Here is an 18,741-nt window from a genome sequence, read left to right as displayed (position 1 = left end):
CGTCAGTCGTTACGGACGGGATCGCCGAGCACGTGCATCAGGCGGTTGGCCCAGCCGAACAGCGCCGTGGAGAGGATGAGGTCGACCGCCTCGGCCTCACTGATGCCGGCCTCGCGCAGCTTGGCGGCATCAGCCTCGGTGACCGCCGGGGGCGATTGCGAGAGCTTGACCGAGAAGTCGAAGATCGCCTGGTCGCGCGGCGAAAGCTTTGCCTGTTCGCCACGCGCGAAGAGCTCGTCGGTGACGGCCGTGTCCTTGCTGAGCTGTGCATGGCGGGAAGCATGCACGGCGGCACAATAGATGCAGCGATTGACGATCGAGGCGCCGATGGCGCCGAGCTCGCGCTCGGCCCGGCTCATGCCGCCGGGATCGTACATGATCGCGTTGAACAGCGGAGAGCGCACCGCCAGCGTCTCCGGATCATGCGCCAAGACTAGCACATAGTCCGAGACCTTGGTGTTCGACGGCGTGATCTTCAGCGCGTCGCGCTGCTCGGGGGTGGCGCTGGCCAGATCGACCGGGGTGACCCGAGGCTGCCATTCCGGGACGGTGCGGGTGAAGCGATGGACGACCCGGCTCATGCCGCAGCTCCCTTGAGTACAGCGAGCCCGGCGAAGACGCGGCACTGGTAGCTCATGAAGGCATTGAGTTCGCAAAGGCGCACGATGTCGGCCTCGGCGACGCCAGCCGACTTCAGCCCGCCGATATCCCCGGTGACGACCGCACGCGGCTCGGCGGCGACCTTGTCCATGAAGGCAACGACGGCCCGTTCCCGCGCATCGCTGCCGGTTTGGGCAGGATCGGCAAGGTCATGAAAAGCCGGCTCAGCAATCAATGCGAGATAGTGCTTGGCCAGATCCGTCAGGCCGTTCAGGGCCGCGATGCGCGCTGCCATCGCGATGCGCCACTGTGCGGGAAATCCACCGGGATCGCGGGGTTGGATTACGGCGGCCTCGGCTTGGCGGCTCATTTCGATGATGTTGGCGCGCGCTTGCGCCGCGATCAGGGCTTTCGCATCGAGCCAGGGAGACGCCTCTGGACCTGTGGTCTGGGTCATAGCAATTCTCTCTATGCATCAACTTATCGAGTTGATGCTTGTAGCGAATGAAGCGCGCTGTTTGCGCCAAGTCAAGGATCGATCGTGGCCCGCGTGATAGCCGGCCCGGTTCTCCGGTCGCTTTCGGGCGGGCCGACGCTGCGCGACGTTTGGCGCGGCTCGCCTGGCGCCCTTGTCAACGGACGATGAGGCTGCTTCCTTAACCTGCTGCCGCCAGGGCCGGCGGCCCCGGCGGCTGGCACCCAAAGGAGGATCGCTCTCATGACGAAGGTTCTGGTTCTCTACTATTCCAGCTACGGACATATCGAGGCGATGGCGCAGGCGGTCGCCGAAGGCGTACGCGAGGCCGGCGCGGAAGCGGTGGTCAAGCGCGTGCCGGAACTCGTGCCGGAGGAAATCGCCCGCAAATCGGGGTTCAAGCTCGATCAGGCCGCCCCGATCGCAACGATCGACGAACTCCCCGGCTACGACGCGATCATCCTCGGCGTGCCCACCCGCTTCGGCAACATGCCGGCGCAAATGAAGAACTTCCTCGACCAGACCGGCGGCCTCTGGCTCCAGGGCAAGCTTGTCGGCAAGGTCGGCAGCGTCTTCTCCTCGAGCGCCACGCAGCATGGCGGGCAGGAAAGCACGATCCTCTCGACCCAGATCGTGCTGCTGCATCAGGGCATGGTCATCGTCGGCCTGCCCTACGCTTTCCAGGGTCAGATGACGATGGCCGAGATCAGCGGCGGTTCTCCTTACGGCGCCAGCACCATCGCCGGCGGCGACGGCTCGCGCCAGCCGTCCGAGAACGAGCTTGCCGGCGCCCGCTATCAGGGTCGCCACGTCGCGCAGATCGCGGCGAAGCTTGCGACGGGCTGACGACCTGAAGACGGGCTTAGGAGCCCGTCTCCTTTTGATTTGAATACTCTATAGATGCTCCGCCTGGATCGTATCGCTTCGCCCTCGTATTCATAGAAGTGCGTTTTATTCCACGGCTTGAGGCGCCTAAGACTCGTGTGCGTTTCGAAGCGGGAAAAATAATGCCCCATGTGAACCAGCTTTTTTCCTATATATGGAAGAATAGCTACCGTGATCAGGTCGGAATTATCTCGATTGTTGTTTTATCTCTGCCATTTTATTATCTTTCTCTTGAACTGCCGAAATATATCATATCTGGTGCATTGCAGGGAAAAGCTTTCGATGATGGAAAAGAATATGCGATATTTATGCCGTTCGATACGGGTATAAGTCTGTTCGGATTGGAAATAAAATCCGGAGGAATTAGAGTCGATCGTATTTCGTATCTTTTCATTCTGTCTTTTTTATTTCTTATATTGATCGTTATCAATGGGTATTTCAAGTATATCATCAACATGAAAAAGGGGGCTCTCGGTGAGAGATTACTGCAGCGGCTCCGCTTCGATCTGTTTTCGTCCTTGCTTTTGTCGACGCCCGAGCAGCGTCAGCGTTTGAAGCCTTCGGAAGCCGCCTCGATCATCAAGGATGAGGTCGAGCCCGTCGGTGGCTTCGTCGGAGATGCGTTCGTTCAGCCGGTCTTCCTGGGCGGGCAGGCCCTGACTGCACTCATCTTCATCCTGATGCAGAATGCTCTGCTCGGCCTTGTCGCCGTCGCGATGATCTCCTCGCAGGTTCTGGTCATTCCGCGGCTGCGGCGAGAGCAGATCCGGCTTGGCAAGCAGCGCCAAATCGCTTCCCGCGCCTTGGCTGGCAAGATCGGGGAGGTGGTCGAGACGCTGGACGAGGTTTCCAATCATGGGACCGCCGCGCTTGAACGCGGACAGGTCGCACAACGGCTCGAAACTCTGTTCGGCATTCGCTACCGGCTGTACGGGCGGAAATTCGCCGTCAAAGCCCTCAACAATCTGATGGCGCAGATCACCCCGTTCCTGTTCTACACGATCGGCGGCTACGCCACCCTGACCGGGAATCTCGGGATCGGCCAGCTTGTGGCGGTGATCGCGGCCTATCGCGACCTGCCGCCGCCCGTGAAGGACCTCATCGACTGGGATCAGCAGCGTCTCGATGTCGAAGCCAAGTTTCAGCAGGTTACGGAGCAGTTCGCACTCTCCGCTCCGTCAACTCAAAGGGAGCCGGTCAGCCACCAATTCCCCGAGACCGGCGTGATCGCCTTGCAGGGGCTCAGCGCGGTCAGCGCCACGGGCGACCGAATGCTCGACCGGGTTTCCCTGACACTGCCGCTGAAGCAGCATGTCCTGCTGTCGGGAATGGGAGAGGGCGCGGGTTGCGTCGCGCGCATCCTCGGCGGACGGCTGACGCCGAGCGGTGGCGCGCTCAAGATCGGCGATGTCTCGCTCGACAGGATTTCCGAGGCGGCTCGCGGCCGCTGCATCGCTTATGCGGGCAGTGAGCCGGCGATCTTCGATGGAACCCTGCGCGACAACATCGTCTACGGCCTGCGCGGTCACGCCTCGAAGACAGATCGCGATGTGGGTCCGACCAGGGAAGGCGAGACCTTGGGAACGGCCGACGACGAGCTGTCGGCAGCTCAACTGGCTGCAACGCTGCACATCGTCGGTCTTTCCGGCGTCGTGTTCCGCTATGGCCTCGCTAGCAGACCCAACGCGGACGAAGTCCCCGTTCTGGTCGGCCGGCTGGGGGAAATCCGGGCGCATATCCGCAAGGTACTGGCTGCACGAGGAGCGCAGGATGCCGTCGAGCCCTACGATGCGACGCACTACATCCACACCGCCACGATCGGCGAAAACATCCTCTTCGGCGTTCCGAACGATGCCGCGATCAGCGGAACCAGGCTGGCCGAGCATGCGCTGACGCAGGACGTTCTCGACTCGCTTGCCCTGAGCGATGATCTGACGACGGTCGGTCTGCGCATCGCCGCGACCATGCTCGAAATCTTCTCGGATCTGACCCCGGACCACCTCCTTCTCGATAGCTTTTCCTTCATCGCCGCAGAGGAGTTTCCCGCCTATCGCGAGCGCCTGGCGCGGGCCGAGGCCGGGCAGATCGACGAGACTGATCGGGCCCGGTTCCTGGAGCTGTCGTTTCTCTACGCCGAGCCGCTGCACCGCCTCGGCCTTCTCGACGAGGGGATGAAAAGGCGCATCCTGCTGGCACGTCACGCCTTTCGCGCACGCATTTCGCAGGACGCCGCAAAGATCATCGATTTCTACGACTCCGGTGAATGGGGAGCCGCATCGGTCCGCGAGAACATCCTGTTCGGGCGGGTGACGCAAGCGAGCGCCGGTGTCCGCGAGCGGGTCGACGAGGCCGTTCGCGATGCCATGACCGAGCTCGGGCTCGATCACGAGATTTTCCGGATCGGCCTTGCGCAGCCGGCCGGCTATGCTGGCCGCCTGCTGTTCCCGGCGGTCAAAGCCCAGGTTGCTCTGGCACGCTGCCTGATCAAGCGCCCCGCGCTGCTGATCCTCGACAACGCCTTGAGCAGCTTGAGCCCGACGGAGGGCAAGGCAATCTTGCGGCGCCTTCGCGATGCGATGAAGGGCAGGACCCTGATCGTCGTCGCGCGTGATGACGACGGTGATATTCCCATGGACCTCTCCGTCGTCTTCGACGGCGCCAGGCTGCGCCCGGTTCCCGGCCTGCAACCCGCGGCGGCCGGGGCACCGATCGACGAGGTAGGCAGCGAGCGTGACGATGTCAGAGCGCTAAGAGCCGTGCCGATCTTTGCCAATCTCGATCTTGCGCGCATCAAGCTGCTGGCCTTTACCAGCGAGCGAACCGTTTTCGCCGCCGGCGACCTGCTGTTCGAGCAGGGGGCGGAATCCGATGCGGCCTATGTCGTGATGGCCGGCACCGCGAACGTCCTGATCGGACCTCCGGAGAACGCCGTTTGCGTTTCCCGGATCGAGGCTCCTGCGATCGTCGGCGAGATGGGAGTCGTCACCGGAGAGGTCAGATCGGCGACCATCCGGGCGACCAGCGAATTGACCGCGTTGAAGCTCCGTAAGGAGGTGTTCATCGCCTTGATGGAAGAATTTCCGGACATGACGCTCTCCGTCATGCGGCTGATGGTCAAGCGATTGCAGGACAATGTCGCGATTGTTTCCAAGCGCGAGCTCGAAGGCCCGGCGCGTGACTGAGACGGCGCGGTTGCTCGATTGCAGCTTCGGCATCCGGTTCTGGGGAACGCGTGGATCGATTCCGGTTTCCGGCCGCTCCTGTAATCGTTTCGGCGGGGATACGACGTGCTTCGAGGTCCGGATCGCCGGTCGCCGTGTCATCGTCGATGCAGGATCCGGACTGCGCCGGCTCGGGCAGGCCATGGCAGCTGCCGGGGAGCGTGATGCGACGCTCCTGTTCAGCCATCTCCATCTCGACCATGTCATCGGCCTGACCGCATTCGCGCCGCTCTGGCGCATGCCCGGCGAGATTGCGATGCATGTGCCGGCCTGCACGGCAGCGCGTGCCGAGGCGAATCTGTCGGCTCTGTTCAGTGAACCGTTCTTCCCCGTCAGCTTTGCCCAGGCTCCCAGCCGGGTTCGCTTTTCGAGCTTCACGGCGGGTGGCGATCTCGGTCTTTCGGGCATCGACGTCGCGACGATCGCGCTGCAGCATGATCCGTGCGCGGCCGGTTTTCGGTTCCGCTATGGCGGGCAGACACTTGTGATCCTGACGGATCATGAACATGCCGGCGATGATGCGGACCCGGCGTTCACCGCCTTCTGCCGAGGCGCCGATCTTCTCGTCTACGACGCGATGTGGGACGAAGCGACCGACTACGACCCGCATCGCGGCTGGGGGCACTCGACCTGGCAAGCGGGACTGCGCCTGCTGGAGGCTGCCGGGGCGAAGCGCCTTGCCTGCGTCCACCATTCGCCCGAGCTGTCCGATGCGGCGCTCGAGCTGCGCGAGGCACATCTGAAGCGATGCCATTCGCAGAGTTTTTATGCGCGGCAGGACGACGTCGTCGTCCTGGTGGCCTGACGCATTCTTCAGGCATGGCGGAGCACGGGCGGCGCCCGGTCCGATCGTGACCACCTCTGCTGGGGCGCCTGTCGCTTCTCCAGCGCGCCTGGCGCCGTCAGGCGCCCTTGATCAGCTCCCGCGCGATGATGGTGCGCTGAATCTGGTTGGTGCCCTCGTAGATCTGGGTGATCTTGGCATCGCGGTAGAGCCGCTCGACCTCGAAGCCGCGGATATAGCCTGAGCCGCCGAAGATCTGCACGGCGTTGGCGGTCTGCGCTACTGCCATGTCGCTGGCGAAGCACTTTGCCATCGAGGAGGCGGAGGTCGCGGGCTTGCCGTGGTCGATCAAGAGCGCGGCGCGCTCGACGAGGGCGCGGGCGGCGGCGATGTCCTTGGCCATGTCGGCCAGCATCCACTGCAGGCCCTGATTGTCGAGGATCGGCTTGCCGAACTGGCGCCGGTCGCGTGCATAGGCGAGCGCCGCCTCGAGCCCCGCCTGCGCGATGCCGGTCGCCAGCGCGGCGATGCCGACGCGCCCCTTCTCCAGCACACTCATCATGATGTGGAAGCCGCGCCCCTTGGGTCCCAGCAGCGCTTCTCGCGGTACGGTCACGCCGTCGAAGGTCAGCGCGCCAACCTGGCTCGCGCGCTGGCCCATCTTGTGCTCCTTCGCCCCGCGCGAGACGCCCGGCGCATGGAGATCGACTAGGAAGATGCTCATGCCGCGATGGCCGGCGGCGGGATCGGTCGAGGCCAGCACGAAGCCGAGATCGGCGACCGGCGCGTTGTGGATCCAGAGCTTGCCGCCGTCGATGACGTAGCCCTCGGCGGTCTCGCGCGCGACGGTGCGGACGTTTGAGAGGTCGGAGCCGGCTTCGGCCTCGGTCAGGCAATAGGCGATGCGGGTTTTCGCGGCGAGGATGTCAGGCAGGTGCCTCAACTGCTCGGGTGTACCGTAGCGGGTGAGCAGCGTGCCGATGAGTTCGACGAGGCCGCATTGGTCGGCGACGGAGGAATAGCCGCGCGACAATTCCTCCATCACGATCGCATAGGCGAAGGCGTCGAGCCCGGCACCGCCATGCTCCTCCGGCACGGTGATACCGAACAGGCCGAGTTCTCCCATCCGTCGGTAGATCTCGGCGGGAAAGGTCTCGTCGCGGTCGAGATCGATGGCGACGGGCTTGACGACATCCTCGGCGAAGCGCCGGGCGGTCTCACGGATCTGGTCGTAGATCTCGGCGTCGAGCAGAGGGGCGTGCATGGCTTTCTCCTCAGGCGATGCCGTTGAGGGCGCAGAGATGCGCCATGCGGTGCCCCGCGAGCTCGGGATCGACGAAGAGCCCGGCTTGGTCGGCAAGGCGGAAGAGATCGGCATAATGCAGGATGCCGCGCGCAGATTCGGCGCCGCCGACCATGCGGAAATGGTTCTGGAAGCCGCCGAGCCAGGCGAGGAAGACGACACCGCATTTGTAATGCTGCGTCGGTGCCTCGAAGAGCCGGCGCGACAGCGCAACGGTCGGATCGAGGATGGTGTGGAAGCCGGCGCGGTCGCCCCCTTCCAGCTTGGCGAAGGCCGCGGCTGCGGCCGGGGCGATCGGATCGAAGATGCCGAGCAGGCCGTGCGAGAAGCCCTGCGCGTCGCCGCCGATCAGCTCGGCATAGTTGAAGTCGTCGCCGGTATACATCACGACGCCCTCGGGCAGGAGGCGACGCATCTCGATCTCCTTGCCGGCGTCGAGCAGCGAGATCTTGATGCCGTCGATCTTGGCGGCGTGCTCACGGATCAGGGTGAGCACCGTCTCCATGGCCGGCTTGAAGTCGCGGCTGCCCCAGTAGCCGGCGAGCGCGGGGTCGAACATCTCGCCGAGCCAGTGCAGGATCACCCTGCCGCGGCACTGGCGGATGAGGTGGCTGTAGACGGAGAGGTAGTCCTCCGGGCTTTTGGCGACGCGGCAGAGCGCCCGGCTGGCCATCAGGATGATCTTGCCGCCGTGCTCCTCGATATGGCCGATCTGCTCCTCATAGGCGCGGATCACGTCGTCGAGGCTGCGCGCGGCTTGCGGATCGAGCTGGTCTGTGCCGGCGCCGCAGGCGAGATCGGCGCCCGGCGTTACCTTGGCCTCGGCGAGGACGCGGGTGATCAACTCGGCGGCGTTCGGCCAGTCCAGCCCCATGCCGCGCTGCGAGGTGTCCATCGCTTCGGCGATCTTGAAGCCGAGGCCCCAGAGGTGATGCCGGAAGGTGAGGGTGGCGTCCCAATCGACCGCCGGCACGCGCCAGGGCTCCTGGAGCTTCAGCGGGTCGGCGACGACATGGGCGGCAGCATAGACGGTGCGGACGCCGTTCGCCGGCGCGGTGCGCGGAAATGGCGAGGGCGGGGCCAGCCTGTAGCGCTCGCTGCTGCCGTCCATGCGGGGCAGGGTGATCTCGGCCATCGCTTCCTCCGATCTTGATTATTGGAACGTTCCATCAATGAAACGTGCTGGAGGCGTTATACATGGCGATAAAATCGTTTGAAAGAGGGAGATTGCGTGGGTGATCAAAGGCTGATAATGGAACGTTCCAAGATAAGAATGGCGTACGCCACTTCAGGGATGAAACGATGCCGCAGCCGAAAGGCAGCAAGGGAAAGGTGACGATCATCGAGATCGCGGACGCCGCCGGCGTCTCGAAATCGACGGTTTCGCTTGTTCTGACCGGGCGCGGCAGCGTCAAATCCGAGACGCGCCAGCAGGTTCTCCAGACCATGGACCGGCTGGGCTATGTCTATAATCGCGGCGCGGCCAATCTGCGCAATGCGCAGTCCCATATCGTCGGCCTCGTCCTCAACGACCTCTCCAATCCGTTCTTCGCCGAATTCGCCATTGGGGTGGAGAAGGTGCTCCAGATGGCGGGCTATGTCGCCTTCATGGCCAATACCGCCGAGAGCGTGGTGCGGCAGGAGCAGGTGATGCGGATGATGCGCGAGCACGGTGCTGGCGGCATTATTCTCTGCCCGGCTTTGGATACGCGGCCTGAGCATCTCGACTGGGTCAAGGCGGCCGGCACCGCGCTGCTGGTGGCGATCCGTCGCCTGCCGGGCGCTGAGGCGAGTCTCGTCGTGCCGGAAAACGTCGCGGGCGCCAGCCGGGTCACGCGTCATCTCATCAATCTCGGCCATGAGCGCATCGCCTTCCTCGGCGGCATGCATTCCATGGTCGTCCGGCAGGAGCGCCATGGCGGCTTCCTCTCGGCGATGGAAGCGGCCGGCCGCAATGTCGACCCGGCGCTCAATCTCGAGAGCATGCCGACGCGCGACGGCGGCTTCGGCGCGATGAGCGCGGTGCTCTCCCTCGCAGACCGGCCGACCGCCGTCGTCTGCTATAACGACGTCGTCGCCATCGGCGCGATGCTGGCAGCGGCGCGGCACGGGCTCGTGGTCGGCCGCGACATCGCCATCGTCGGCTTCGACGACACCAGCGAGGCGCGCCATGTCTCGCCGGCGCTGACCACCGTCGCGGTCGATCCCGTCGGGCTCGGCGAACGCGCCGCCGCGCTGCTGCTGAAGCAGATCGCCGATCCCGCCGCCGAGCCGGAAAGCTTCATCGGCCCCGCCAACCTCGTCATCCGCGAATCCTGCGGCGCCTATCAGCGTGCGCTCGCTGCCGCCGGCTGAAACGTTCATCCAGAGACAAAAACCATGGCCTTTCCCCGCATCCTCTCCGCCGACGAAGCCGCCGCTCTGATCCCGGACGACGCGATCGTCACTGTCTCCTCCTCTTCGGGGCTTGGCTGCCCGGACGCGGTGCTGGCGGCGATCGGCCGGCGCTTCGATGCGTCCGGCCATCCGCGCAATCTGACCACGCTGCACCCCATCGCCGCCGGCGACATGTGGGGCGTCAAGGGCGTCGATCACATCGCAAAGCCCGGCCTGCTGGCCCGGATCATGGGCGGCTCCTACCCCTCCGGCCCGTCCTCGGCCGAGCCGCCGGCGATCTGGAAGATGGTCACGGGCAACGAGATCCCGGCCTACAATATCCCGAGCGGCATTCTGTTCGACATGCATCGCGAAGCCGCCGCCAAGCGACCGGGCGTGCTGACCAAGATCGGCATGGACACTTTCGTCGATCCCAAGCACCAGGGCTGCGCCATGAATGCGCGCGCCATGGCCGAGCCGATCGTCAGCCGCGTCGAATTCGACGGCGAGGACTGGCTCTATTTCCGCAGCATCGTGCCGCAAGTCGCGATCATCCGCGCCACCACGGCCGACGAGCGCGGCAACCTGTCCTACGAGCATGAGGGTGGCCTGCTCGGGCCGCTCGATCAGGCGCTGGCCGTGCGCAACAATGGCGGCGTCGTCATCGCGCAGGTGAAGCGCGTGGTCGAGGCGGGCAGCCTCAACACGCAGGCCGTCTTCGTGCCCGGCATCCTCGTCGATGCGATCGTGGTCGCGCCCGACCAGATGCAGACGACGCAGACCGTCTACGACCCCGCCATCTCCGGCGAGGTGCGGCGGCCGCTGTCGAGCTTCGAGACACCGGCCTTCGACGTTGCAAAGGTGATCGCGCGGCGTGTGGCGCAGGAACTGCGCCACGGCGATGCCGTCAATATCGGCTTCGGCATCTCGGCCAATGTCCCGCGCATCCTGATCGAGGAGGGCCAGCACGGCGCCGTGACCTGGGTGATCGAGCAGGGCGCCGTCGGCGGCGTGCCGCTGCTCGAATTCCAGTTCGGCTGCGCCTCCAATGCCGAGGCGATCGTGCCGTCTCCCTACCAGTTCACCTATTTCCAGGGGGCGGGCTTCGACATGTCGCTGCTCTCCTTCCTGCAGATCGACAGGCAGGGCTGCGTCAACGTCTCGAAGCTTGGTGTGCGTCCTCACGTCACGGCCGGCGCCGGCGGCTTCATCGACATCACCGCCCGGGCCAAGCGCATCGTCTTCTCCGGCTATTTCAGCGCCGCGGCCAAGCTCGCGATCGCCGATGGCAAGCTCGTCATCGAGAAGGAGGGCAAGGTGAAGAAGCTCGTCGAGGCCGTCGAGCACATCTCCTTCTCCGGGCCGCGCGCTGTCGCGCAAGGTCAAGACGTGACCTACATCACCGAGCGCTGCGTGATGAAGCTGACGCCGGAAGGCATCGTCGTCACCGAGATCGCGCCGGGCGTCGATCTTGAGCGCGACATCCTCAGCCAGAGCGAGTTCCCGCTGCTGGTGCCCAAGCCGCCGAAGCTGATGGATGCCGCGCTGTTCGACGAGGCCCTGATCGGCCTCAACGTTCCCAGGAGGGCAGCATGAGCGACCCCGCCCGCCTCGACATCGCCTCCGGCATCGCGACGATCACGCTCGCCCGGCCGGAAAAGCTCAACGCGCTCGACGATGTCATGGTCGGGCTGCTCGGCCGCTTCGCCGACGCGATCGATGCCGACCGCTCGGTGCGCGCCGTCATCCTGACCGGGGAGGGCAAGGCCTTCTGCGCCGGCGGCGACATCGTCGCCTGGGGCGGGCTGTCGCCGCTGGAGATGGGGCAGGGCTGGGTGCGCTCCGGCCACCGCGCCTTCGACAAGCTGGCGCGGATGAAGCCGCCGGTCATCGCCGCGATGAACGGCCATGCGCTGGGCGGCGGCCTCGAGCTCGCCGTTACCGCCGATATCCGTATCTGCGAGGTGCAGGCCAAGATCGGCCTGCCCGAGACCGGGCTCGGCATGATCCCCGGCTGGTCCGGCACGCAGCGCCTGGTGAAGCGGCTGGGCGGGCAGGTCGCGCGCCGGCTGGCGCTGACCGGCGAGATCGTCACCGCCGAGACGGCGCTGACGCTCGGCATCGTCGATCAGGTGGTCGATAAGGGCGGGGCGCTCGCGGCGGCGCAGGCGATGGCCGAGCGCGTCAGCCAGCGCGGGCCGGTGGCGAACCTCGTCGTCAAGCAGCTCATCAACGCCGCCGAGAACGAGGATAGCAGCGCGATCATGGAGGCGCTGGCGAGCTCGCTCGTCTCCTACACCGAGGATGTGAAGGAGGGCGTTGCCGCTTTCCAGCAGAAGCGCGCGCCGCATTACCGGGGAGAGTGAGATGACGCGTCCCGTCGCCCTGATCACCGGCGCAAGGCGCGGCATCGGCCGCGCCATCGGTATCGCCCTCGCAAAGGCGGGCCATGACGTCGCCTTCACCGACATTGCCGAGGACGAGGCGGTTGGCGAGGCGCTGAAGCTGTTCGAAGAGGCCGGCGCTGCAGCGCGGTTCTTCAAGCATGACGTTTCGGCGATCGACAGCCATGCCGCTCTCGTCGCGGATGTGAAGGCTGCCTTCGGCCGGCTCGATCTCTTCGTCTCGAATGCCGGCATCGGCGCGCCGGTGCGCGGCGACATGCTGGAGATCACGCCGGAGAGCTTCGACGTCGTGATGGATGTCAACCTGCGCGGTGCCGCCTTCCTGAGCCAGGAGGTCGCCAGGGCGATGCTCGCGGACAAGCCGCAGCGTCCCGCGATCGTCTTCGTCACCTCGGCCAGCACGGAACTCGTCTCGATCGACCGCGCGCAATATTGCGTCTCGAAACTCGGCCTTTCGATGTGGGCGAAGGCGCTTGCCGTCAGGCTCGCTCCCGAGGGAATTCCGGTCTTCGAGGTCCGGCCGGGTGTGATCCGTACCGATATGACCGCGAAGGTCGCCGCCAAATACGATGCGCGTATCGCCGAGGGGCTGATCCCCGCCGGGCGCTGGGGCGAAGGCGAGGATGTCGCAGCCTGCGTCGCTGCTCTGACCAGCGGGCAATTCGCCTATGCAACAGGAACAGTGATCAACGTCGATGGCGGCTTGCTGATTCCGCGATTGTAGGGATGGTGCGACAACATCGGCCGAGCTGGTGGAACAATGCCGGCCGGGAGGATTGGATGAGGAAGGCGCATGAAGGCGGTTCGGCTTTCGCCCCACGGAACGGGCGGCTCGCATGAGCTATGAATTCGATTTCGCCGACGTCTTCGCGGCGTGGCCCGAGCTGCTGCAGGGGCTGTTCAATTCGCTCGTGCTGTCGGCGCTGGCGATGGCGATCGGCATGGTGGTCTCGATCGCGGGCGCGCTCGGCAAGACTTCGGGGCCGAAATGGCTGCGGCGGATCATCGACGAATATATCGAGCTGATCCGAAACACGCCGTTCCTGATCCAGATTTTCGTGATCTATTTCGGACTGCCCTCGATGGGCTTGAAGATGTCCTCGAACATGGCGGCGCTGCTGGCGCTCGTCGTGAATGTCGGTGCCTACGGCATCGAAATCATTCGCGCCGGCATCGAGAGCATCCACAAGGGGCAGGTCGAGGCGGGCAAGTCGCTCGGCATGCGCCCGCTCCAGATCTTCCGCTACATCATCCTGAAGCCGGCGATCCAGGCGATCTACCCATCTCTGACCAGCCAGTTCATCCTGCTGATGCTGAACACCAGCGTCTGCTCGGCGATCGCGGCGAGCGAGCTGACTGCGGTGGCGGGCGACATCCAGTCGCGCACCTTCCGCAGCTTCGAGGTCTATTTCGTCGTCACTTGCATGTATCTCGGCTTGTCCGTCTTCTTCTGGACGGTGTTCGCCGGGATCGAGCGCGCCTTCCTGCGCAAACCAACCCGGTGAGGTGACGACGATGCGCACGCTCGGATCAGCCGACATCATCTACATCATCATGGCGGTGCGCTGGACGCTGCTGCTCTCGCTCGTCGCCTTCGTCGGCGGTGCGCTCGGCGGCGCGCTGGTCGCGCTCGCCCGCACCGGCGAGTACAAGTGGCTCAGGATCGCCTCGGCCGGCTACATCAAGGTCTTCCAGGGCACGCCGCTGCTGATGCAGCTGTTCCTCGCCTTCTTCGTGCCCGGGCTGTTCGGCTGGTCGGTCGACCCCTGGACGGCGGCCGCGCTTGGCCTCTCGCTCCATGCCAGCGCCTTCCTCGGCGAAATCTGGCGCGGCGCGATCGAGGTGGTGCCGCGCGGGCAATGGGAGGCGGCGACCTCGCTCGGCCTGCGCTACTGGCCGAAGATGGTGCTCGTCCTCGCGCCGCAGGCGGTCCGCATCGCCATTCCCCCGACGATCGGCTTCCTCGTGCAGCTCATCAAGGGCACCTCGCTCGCCTCGATCATCGGCTTCGTCGAGTTGACCCGCGCGGCGCAGATCATCAACAACGCGACCTTCCGGCCCTTCACGATCTTCGCGCTCGTCGCGCTGGTCTATTACGTCATCTGCCGGCCGCTCTCGGCCTACAGCAAGAGAATGGAGCAGAAGCTCCTCGTCGCCGCGCGCTGAGCGCGGCTGCGCAACACCAAGCCTACACCACAGAGGAGAACGTCCATGTCGCTGTTTAAATCGATTTGCCGCCGCAGCCTCGGCGCGCTGGTCTTCGCCGGCCTCGCCGCCGCCGCGCTCAATACCGCCCCGGCGCAGGCCGCGACGCCCGACGAGATCAAGGCCCGCGGCAAGCTGATGGTCGGCGTGCTGACCGACTACCCGCCCTTCGGCGGCACCGACGCCAACCAGCAGCCCGCCGGCTACGATGCCGACGTCGCCGCCCTCATGGCCAAGTCGCTCGGCGTCAAGCTCGAGCTCGTCCCGGTCACCGGCCCGAACCGCATCCCCTATCTGCTGACCAACAAGGTCGACCTGCTGATCGCGACCTTCGGCATCACCCCCGAGCGTCAGAAGCAGGTGCTGTTCTCCAACCCCTACAGCACGCTGACGATCTATGTGCTGGCTCCCAAGAGCCTCAGCATCAAAACGCCGGAAGACCTGAAGAACGTGACCATCAGCGTCGCGCGCGCCTCGACGCAGGACATCGCGCTCAGCGCCGTCGTCCCGCAGGGCACGCCGCTCAAGCGCTTCGACGACGACGCCACGACCCTGCAGGCGCTGATTTCCGGCCAGGTCCAGGCGATGGGCGCGAGCAACACCATCCTCGCCCAGCTCAACAAGGACTATCCGCAGCTCGGCATCGAGCCGAAGATCACGCTGAAAGAGCAGGCCAATGGCATGGCCTTCCGCAAGGCTGACACGGCGCTGGCCGAGTTCTCGAACAAGTTCATCGCCGAGATCGAGGGCAACGGCGAACTCTCCAAGATCAACCAGAAGTGGTTCGGCATCCCGCTTCCGAAGCTGCCGCCCATGCCGGTGTTCGAATCCGGAAAATTCTGATTGCCCACGCAACCACGACGTCGTCCCGGGTTGAATCCGGGACGACGTACGAGCCAGCGCGATCGCATCGGTTCCTGTAACAGCGGAAGCGCCCGGTCATAGACCGGGCTCTTCTTCCACCAGCCAGTCCAGAACGGTTTTCCAGATGGCCGCTATCGCCTCAACCGAAGCCGAGATCGGCGCCCCGATCATCGAGATGCGCAAAGTCGACAAGTTCTATGGCGACTTCCATGTTCTGCGCGATATCGACCTCACCGTGGCGCGGGGCGAGCGCATCGTCATCTGCGGCCCCTCAGGCTCGGGCAAGTCGACGCTGATCCGCTGCCTGAACCAGCTCGAGGAGCACCAGAAGGGCGAGATCGTCATCGACGGCACGACCGTCGATGCCGGGCTCAAGGGCATCGAGGACATCCGCCGCGAGATCGGCATGGTGTTCCAGAGCTTCAACTTGTTTCCGCATCTGACGGCGCTGGAAAACTGCACGCTCGCGCCGATGAAGGTGCGCGGCATTCCCAAGGCGGAAGCCGAGGCGAACGCCCGCAAGATTCTGGAGCGCGTCCATATTCCGGAGCAGGCGCACAAATACCCTGTCCAGCTCTCCGGCGGCCAGCAGCAGCGCGTCGCGATCGCGCGCTCGCTCTGCATGAATCCGAAGATCATGCTGTTCGACGAGCCGACTTCGGCGCTCGATCCGGAGATGGTCAGCGAGGTGCTGGATGTGATGGTCGAGCTCGCCGAGAGCGGCATGACCATGCTCTGTGTCACCCATGAGATGGGCTTCGCCCGCAAGGTCGCCGACCGCGTGATCTTCATGGATGCGGGCGAGATCGTCGAGGTCGCGCCGCCCGATCAGTTCTTCACGGCGCCGCAGAACGAGCGCACGCGCAAGTTCCTCGGCCAGATTCTGCACGCGCAGACTCAGGCGCATTGAGGCGGCCCATGCCTGACCTGTCGCCCGCCGGCCTGCAGCGCTGGACCTATGGGACGCTGATCCCGGCCTGGATCGAGCGTGCGGTCGATCGCAAGACGGGTGGCTTCGTCGAGGGGGTCTCGCTGGATGGCCTGCCGGTCGCCGCGCCCGATCGCAGTGCGCTGACGACGGCGCGCCTGACCTACACTTTCAGCCATGCCGCCCGGCTGAGCGGGAGCAAGGCGGCGATGGAGGCGGCGCAGCACGGCTTCGCGCTTCTGCTGAAGGCGCATCAGGCCAACGGCTATGTGCCGAAGCGCTTCCTCCCCGATGGTGCAGCGAGCGTCCCGCAGCGCGATCTCTACGACCTGGCCTTCCTGCTCTTCGGCTGCGCGCATTACCACCGGGCGACCGGCGACGTTGCCGCCATCCGCCTAGCCGGGGTGACAATGGACCTGATCGAGACCGAGCTTGCCGCCCCGTTCGGCGGCTATGCGGAAGACGATCTGGGAACGCTGCCGCGCCGCCAGAATCCGCATATGCACCTGCTAGAAGCCTTCCACGCGCTAGCGGAAGCGACCGGGGACCAGCGCTGGTTCGATGCAGCCGACGGCATCGTCCGGCTGGCAGCGGAGCGCTTCATCGACGCCAAGGGCACGCTCGGCGAGTTCTTCGACACAAACTGGCGGCCCGTTGCCGGCGATGCTGGCCAGTTGCGCGAGCCTGGTCACCAGTTCGAGTGGGTCTGGCTGCTGCATCACCATCACCGCCTGACCGGCTGGGACAAGGCGCGTGCGCTTGCCGACGGGCTTTACGGCTTCGGCCTCGCGCATGGGCTCGACCGTGATCCGGGGTACCCAGCGCTGGTGCTCGATGGCGTCAACCCAGACGGGGCTGTCGTTGCGCCGACGAAGCTGCTTTGGCCGCAGACCGAGTTCATCAAGGCGCTCGGGGCGCGTTTCGAATTCGCAGGCGACGAAGATGCAGGCTTGCGGCTGCCGCGCCATATCGAGCTGATGTTCCGCCACTTCGTCGATGCACGGACGGGGCTCTGGCACAACCAGCTCGACCGTGCCGGTGGGCCTTTGCCGGTATCGCTGCCGTCCCGTGTCCTCTATCATCTCTTCCTGTGTCTGGCCGAGACGCTGCGGGTCATGCCGCCGCCGGCCACGTCTCCGGAAGTGGAAGATGGAACAGCAGCGCGCTGACCCAGCCGATCTCCCGATCCTTCGCGACGCCAGCGGTGCCTTCGTGCTCGATGCCGAGCGCATTGCGGCGCGCTTCGGCTGGTCGGCGGGGGAATGGCTGGGCATGCAGCGGCGTGGCCTGGTGACGAGCCGCGTCGAGCGCGGCGAAGGCGAGGATCAGGGCCGCTGGCGGCTCTCCGTGCATTGCGGCAACCGGCGCTGGTTCGCCATCGTCTCGGACGACGGCGCCGTGATCGAGGAGAAGCTCGATTTCCTGCCCTCGCCGCCGCGCCGCGGTCGATGATCGTGGGGGCAGCGTGTTTCCCGGCGAACTCTAATCGTTCTAAACTTGCGGTGCCGCATGCAGACAAACGGAGGCGGGAGATGAGCGAGACGGAGAAACCGGTCGAGCAAGGCGATAACCCGGTCTTCGACGGCGAGATCGGCATCCTGGCCCGCAGGCGGATCGAAGCCGGCATCATCGCGCCGATCTATGAGGAGATGCGCGAGCGCTTGGGCGAGGAGATCGCGCAATCGATCCTCGATCAGGCGATCCGCAAGGCGGCGATCGCAGCCGGCCAATCTTTCGCCGCCAAGACGCCGGGCGGCACCAGCCTGCGCAGCTTCCAGGAATTGCAGGCGCTCTGGACGCAGGACGATGCGCTCGTCATCGAGGTGGTCAAGGCGACGGACACCGAGTTCGACTATAACGTCCATCGCTGCCGCTATGCCGAGACCTATCGCGAGATGGGGCTCGGCAAGATCGGCCATCTGCTCTCCTGCAACCGCGACGGCGTGTTCTGCACGGGCTATGACCCGCGCATCACCCTCGAACGCACGCAGACGATCATGGGCGGCGCGACCCACTGCAACTTCCGCTACACGCTGCAGGACGAGTCGAAGGCTGGCTGAGCGTCGTCCCGCCAGCTGATGCCGGCCCATCCCTGAGGACGGGCCGGAGCCGCCTTCAGCGCGCGGCCTCGACCTCGCGCAGGCAGATCCTGAGGCGGTCGAGGATCATCTCGACGTCATCAGCGCCGACCGTGAGCGGGGGGCGGATCTTGAGGATGTTGTCGGCCGGGCCTTCGCGCCCGACGAGGATGCGCATGTCGCGCAGGCGGTTCATGACATGGGCGGCCGCGTCGGTCGCAGGTTCGAGCGTCTCGCGATCCGTGACCAGCTCGAGGCCGAGGAAGAGGCCGATGCCGCGGACGTCGCCGACGCAAGGATAGTCCGCCATCAGCGCGCGCATGCCCGCGAGCAGCTTGTCGCCCATCGCCTTGGCATTGGCTGAGAGCCCTTCCTCCTCGACGATGTCGAGCACCTCGGAGGCGATGCGGCAGGACAGGTTCGAGCCGCCGAAGGTCGAGAAGTATTCAGGGCCTTCGGCGAAGCGCTCGGCGATGGCGCGGGTGGTGATGACCGCGCCGATCGGGTGGCCGTTGCCGAGCGGCTTGCCGAGCACGACGATGTCCGGCCGCACCGCCTGCTGCTCGAAGCCGAAATAATGGTCGCCGAGGCGGCCGAGACCCGTCTGGACCTCGTCG

Annotated in this window: 19 protein-coding genes; 14 read left to right on the top strand and 5 right to left on the bottom strand. The window is 65.3% G+C overall.

What is annotated here, in order from left to right:
• Positions 1 to 2 precede the first annotated feature (2 nt).
• Together AB4Z10_RS03520 and AB4Z10_RS03515 are read right to left on the bottom strand one after the other, a co-directional pair.
• On the bottom strand, positions 3 to 581 hold the full coding sequence (locus tag AB4Z10_RS03520; protein ID WP_441468994.1) for a peroxidase-related enzyme: 579 nt from the start codon (positions 579 to 581) through the stop codon (positions 3 to 5).
• On the bottom strand, positions 578 to 1,057 hold the full coding sequence (locus AB4Z10_RS03515) for a hypothetical protein (RefSeq protein WP_441468993.1): 480 nt from the start codon (positions 1,055 to 1,057) through the stop codon (positions 578 to 580). The genes AB4Z10_RS03520 and AB4Z10_RS03515 overlap by 4 nt, the downstream gene beginning before the upstream one ends.
• 261 nt (positions 1,058 to 1,318) lie before the next feature.
• Here AB4Z10_RS03515 and wrbA point away from each other — a divergent pair, with 261 nt between their 5' ends.
• From wrbA to AB4Z10_RS03500, 3 genes are all read left to right on the top strand, one after another.
• Positions 1,319 to 1,921, top strand: a complete 603-nt coding sequence (gene wrbA, locus AB4Z10_RS03510; RefSeq protein ID WP_441468992.1) for an NAD(P)H:quinone oxidoreductase — start codon at positions 1,319 to 1,321, stop codon at positions 1,919 to 1,921.
• A 161-nt stretch (positions 1,922 to 2,082) separates the two neighbouring features.
• Positions 2,083 to 5,142, top strand: a complete 3,060-nt coding sequence (locus AB4Z10_RS03505; protein WP_441468991.1) for a cyclic nucleotide-binding domain-containing protein — start codon at positions 2,083 to 2,085, stop codon at positions 5,140 to 5,142.
• Positions 5,135 to 5,986 carry an MBL fold metallo-hydrolase gene (locus AB4Z10_RS03500; RefSeq protein WP_441468990.1) on the top strand — a complete coding sequence of 284 codons (852 nt, stop codon included), beginning with the start codon at positions 5,135 to 5,137 and terminating at the stop codon, positions 5,984 to 5,986. The genes AB4Z10_RS03505 and AB4Z10_RS03500 overlap by 8 nt, the downstream gene beginning before the upstream one ends.
• A gap of 97 nt (positions 5,987 to 6,083) precedes the next feature.
• On the opposite strand, the gene AB4Z10_RS03495 is transcribed toward AB4Z10_RS03500, so the two are convergent.
• Together AB4Z10_RS03495 and AB4Z10_RS03490 are read right to left on the bottom strand one after the other, a co-directional pair.
• Positions 6,084 to 7,229 carry an acyl-CoA dehydrogenase family protein gene (locus tag AB4Z10_RS03495; protein ID WP_441468989.1) on the bottom strand — a complete coding sequence of 382 codons (1,146 nt, stop codon included), beginning with the start codon at positions 7,227 to 7,229 and terminating at the stop codon, positions 6,084 to 6,086.
• A gap of 10 nt (positions 7,230 to 7,239) precedes the next feature.
• Positions 7,240 to 8,403, bottom strand: a complete 1,164-nt coding sequence (locus AB4Z10_RS03490; RefSeq protein WP_441468988.1) for a dihydrodipicolinate synthase family protein — start codon at positions 8,401 to 8,403, stop codon at positions 7,240 to 7,242.
• A 167-nt stretch (positions 8,404 to 8,570) separates the two neighbouring features.
• Here AB4Z10_RS03490 and AB4Z10_RS03485 point away from each other — a divergent pair, with 167 nt between their 5' ends.
• From AB4Z10_RS03485 to AB4Z10_RS03435, 11 genes are all read left to right on the top strand, one after another.
• The gene (locus AB4Z10_RS03485; RefSeq protein ID WP_441468987.1) at positions 8,571 to 9,623 is read left to right on the top strand and encodes a LacI family DNA-binding transcriptional regulator; all 1,053 of its coding nucleotides are present in this window, start codon (positions 8,571 to 8,573) and stop codon (positions 9,621 to 9,623) included.
• Between the two features lie 24 nt (positions 9,624 to 9,647).
• A complete protein-coding gene (locus AB4Z10_RS03480; RefSeq protein WP_441468986.1) occupies positions 9,648 to 11,240 on the top strand; it encodes an acyl CoA:acetate/3-ketoacid CoA transferase in 1,593 nt (530 codons plus the stop codon).
• A complete protein-coding gene (locus AB4Z10_RS03475; protein WP_441468985.1) occupies positions 11,237 to 12,010 on the top strand; it encodes an enoyl-CoA hydratase/isomerase family protein in 774 nt (257 codons plus the stop codon). Before AB4Z10_RS03480 ends, AB4Z10_RS03475 begins: the two co-directional genes overlap by 4 nt.
• 1 nt (position 12,011) lies before the next feature.
• A complete protein-coding gene (locus AB4Z10_RS03470) occupies positions 12,012 to 12,773 on the top strand; it encodes a 3-ketoacyl-ACP reductase (protein WP_441468984.1) in 762 nt (253 codons plus the stop codon).
• Between the two features lie 112 nt (positions 12,774 to 12,885).
• Positions 12,886 to 13,554, top strand: coding sequence for an amino acid ABC transporter permease (locus AB4Z10_RS03465; RefSeq protein WP_441468983.1), 669 nt, complete (start codon positions 12,886 to 12,888; stop codon positions 13,552 to 13,554).
• A 10-nt stretch (positions 13,555 to 13,564) separates the two neighbouring features.
• Complete coding sequence (locus AB4Z10_RS03460) at positions 13,565 to 14,215, top strand: amino acid ABC transporter permease (RefSeq protein WP_441468982.1); 651 nt, start codon at positions 13,565 to 13,567, stop codon at positions 14,213 to 14,215.
• A 45-nt stretch (positions 14,216 to 14,260) separates the two neighbouring features.
• Positions 14,261 to 15,097, top strand: coding sequence for a transporter substrate-binding domain-containing protein (locus tag AB4Z10_RS03455; protein ID WP_441468981.1), 837 nt, complete (start codon positions 14,261 to 14,263; stop codon positions 15,095 to 15,097).
• Positions 15,098 to 15,293: 196 nt separating this feature from the next.
• On the top strand, positions 15,294 to 16,028 hold the full coding sequence (locus tag AB4Z10_RS03450; RefSeq protein ID WP_441469499.1) for an amino acid ABC transporter ATP-binding protein: 735 nt from the start codon (positions 15,294 to 15,296) through the stop codon (positions 16,026 to 16,028).
• An 8-nt stretch (positions 16,029 to 16,036) separates the two neighbouring features.
• On the top strand, positions 16,037 to 17,215 hold the full coding sequence (locus AB4Z10_RS03445) for an AGE family epimerase/isomerase (RefSeq protein WP_441468980.1): 1,179 nt from the start codon (positions 16,037 to 16,039) through the stop codon (positions 17,213 to 17,215).
• Positions 17,196 to 17,498, top strand: a complete 303-nt coding sequence (locus AB4Z10_RS03440; RefSeq protein ID WP_441468979.1) for a DUF6522 family protein — start codon at positions 17,196 to 17,198, stop codon at positions 17,496 to 17,498. The genes AB4Z10_RS03445 and AB4Z10_RS03440 overlap by 20 nt, the downstream gene beginning before the upstream one ends.
• 80 nt (positions 17,499 to 17,578) lie before the next feature.
• Positions 17,579 to 18,106 carry an L-2-amino-thiazoline-4-carboxylic acid hydrolase gene (locus tag AB4Z10_RS03435; protein ID WP_441468978.1) on the top strand — a complete coding sequence of 176 codons (528 nt, stop codon included), beginning with the start codon at positions 17,579 to 17,581 and terminating at the stop codon, positions 18,104 to 18,106.
• 55 nt (positions 18,107 to 18,161) lie between these two features.
• Here the strand turns inward: AB4Z10_RS03435 and AB4Z10_RS03430 are convergent.
• On the bottom strand, positions 18,162 to 18,741 hold a 580-nt coding region (locus tag AB4Z10_RS03430; protein WP_441468977.1), incomplete at its 5' end, for an aminotransferase class III-fold pyridoxal phosphate-dependent enzyme.

It is taken from the genome of Allobosea sp. RAF48 (assembly GCF_052114025.1).
Taxonomy (GTDB): domain Bacteria; phylum Pseudomonadota; class Alphaproteobacteria; order Rhizobiales; family Beijerinckiaceae; genus Allobosea.
The sequence above is the reverse complement of the archived record's forward strand: the minus strand, read 5'-3'. Positions and strand labels throughout refer to the sequence as shown.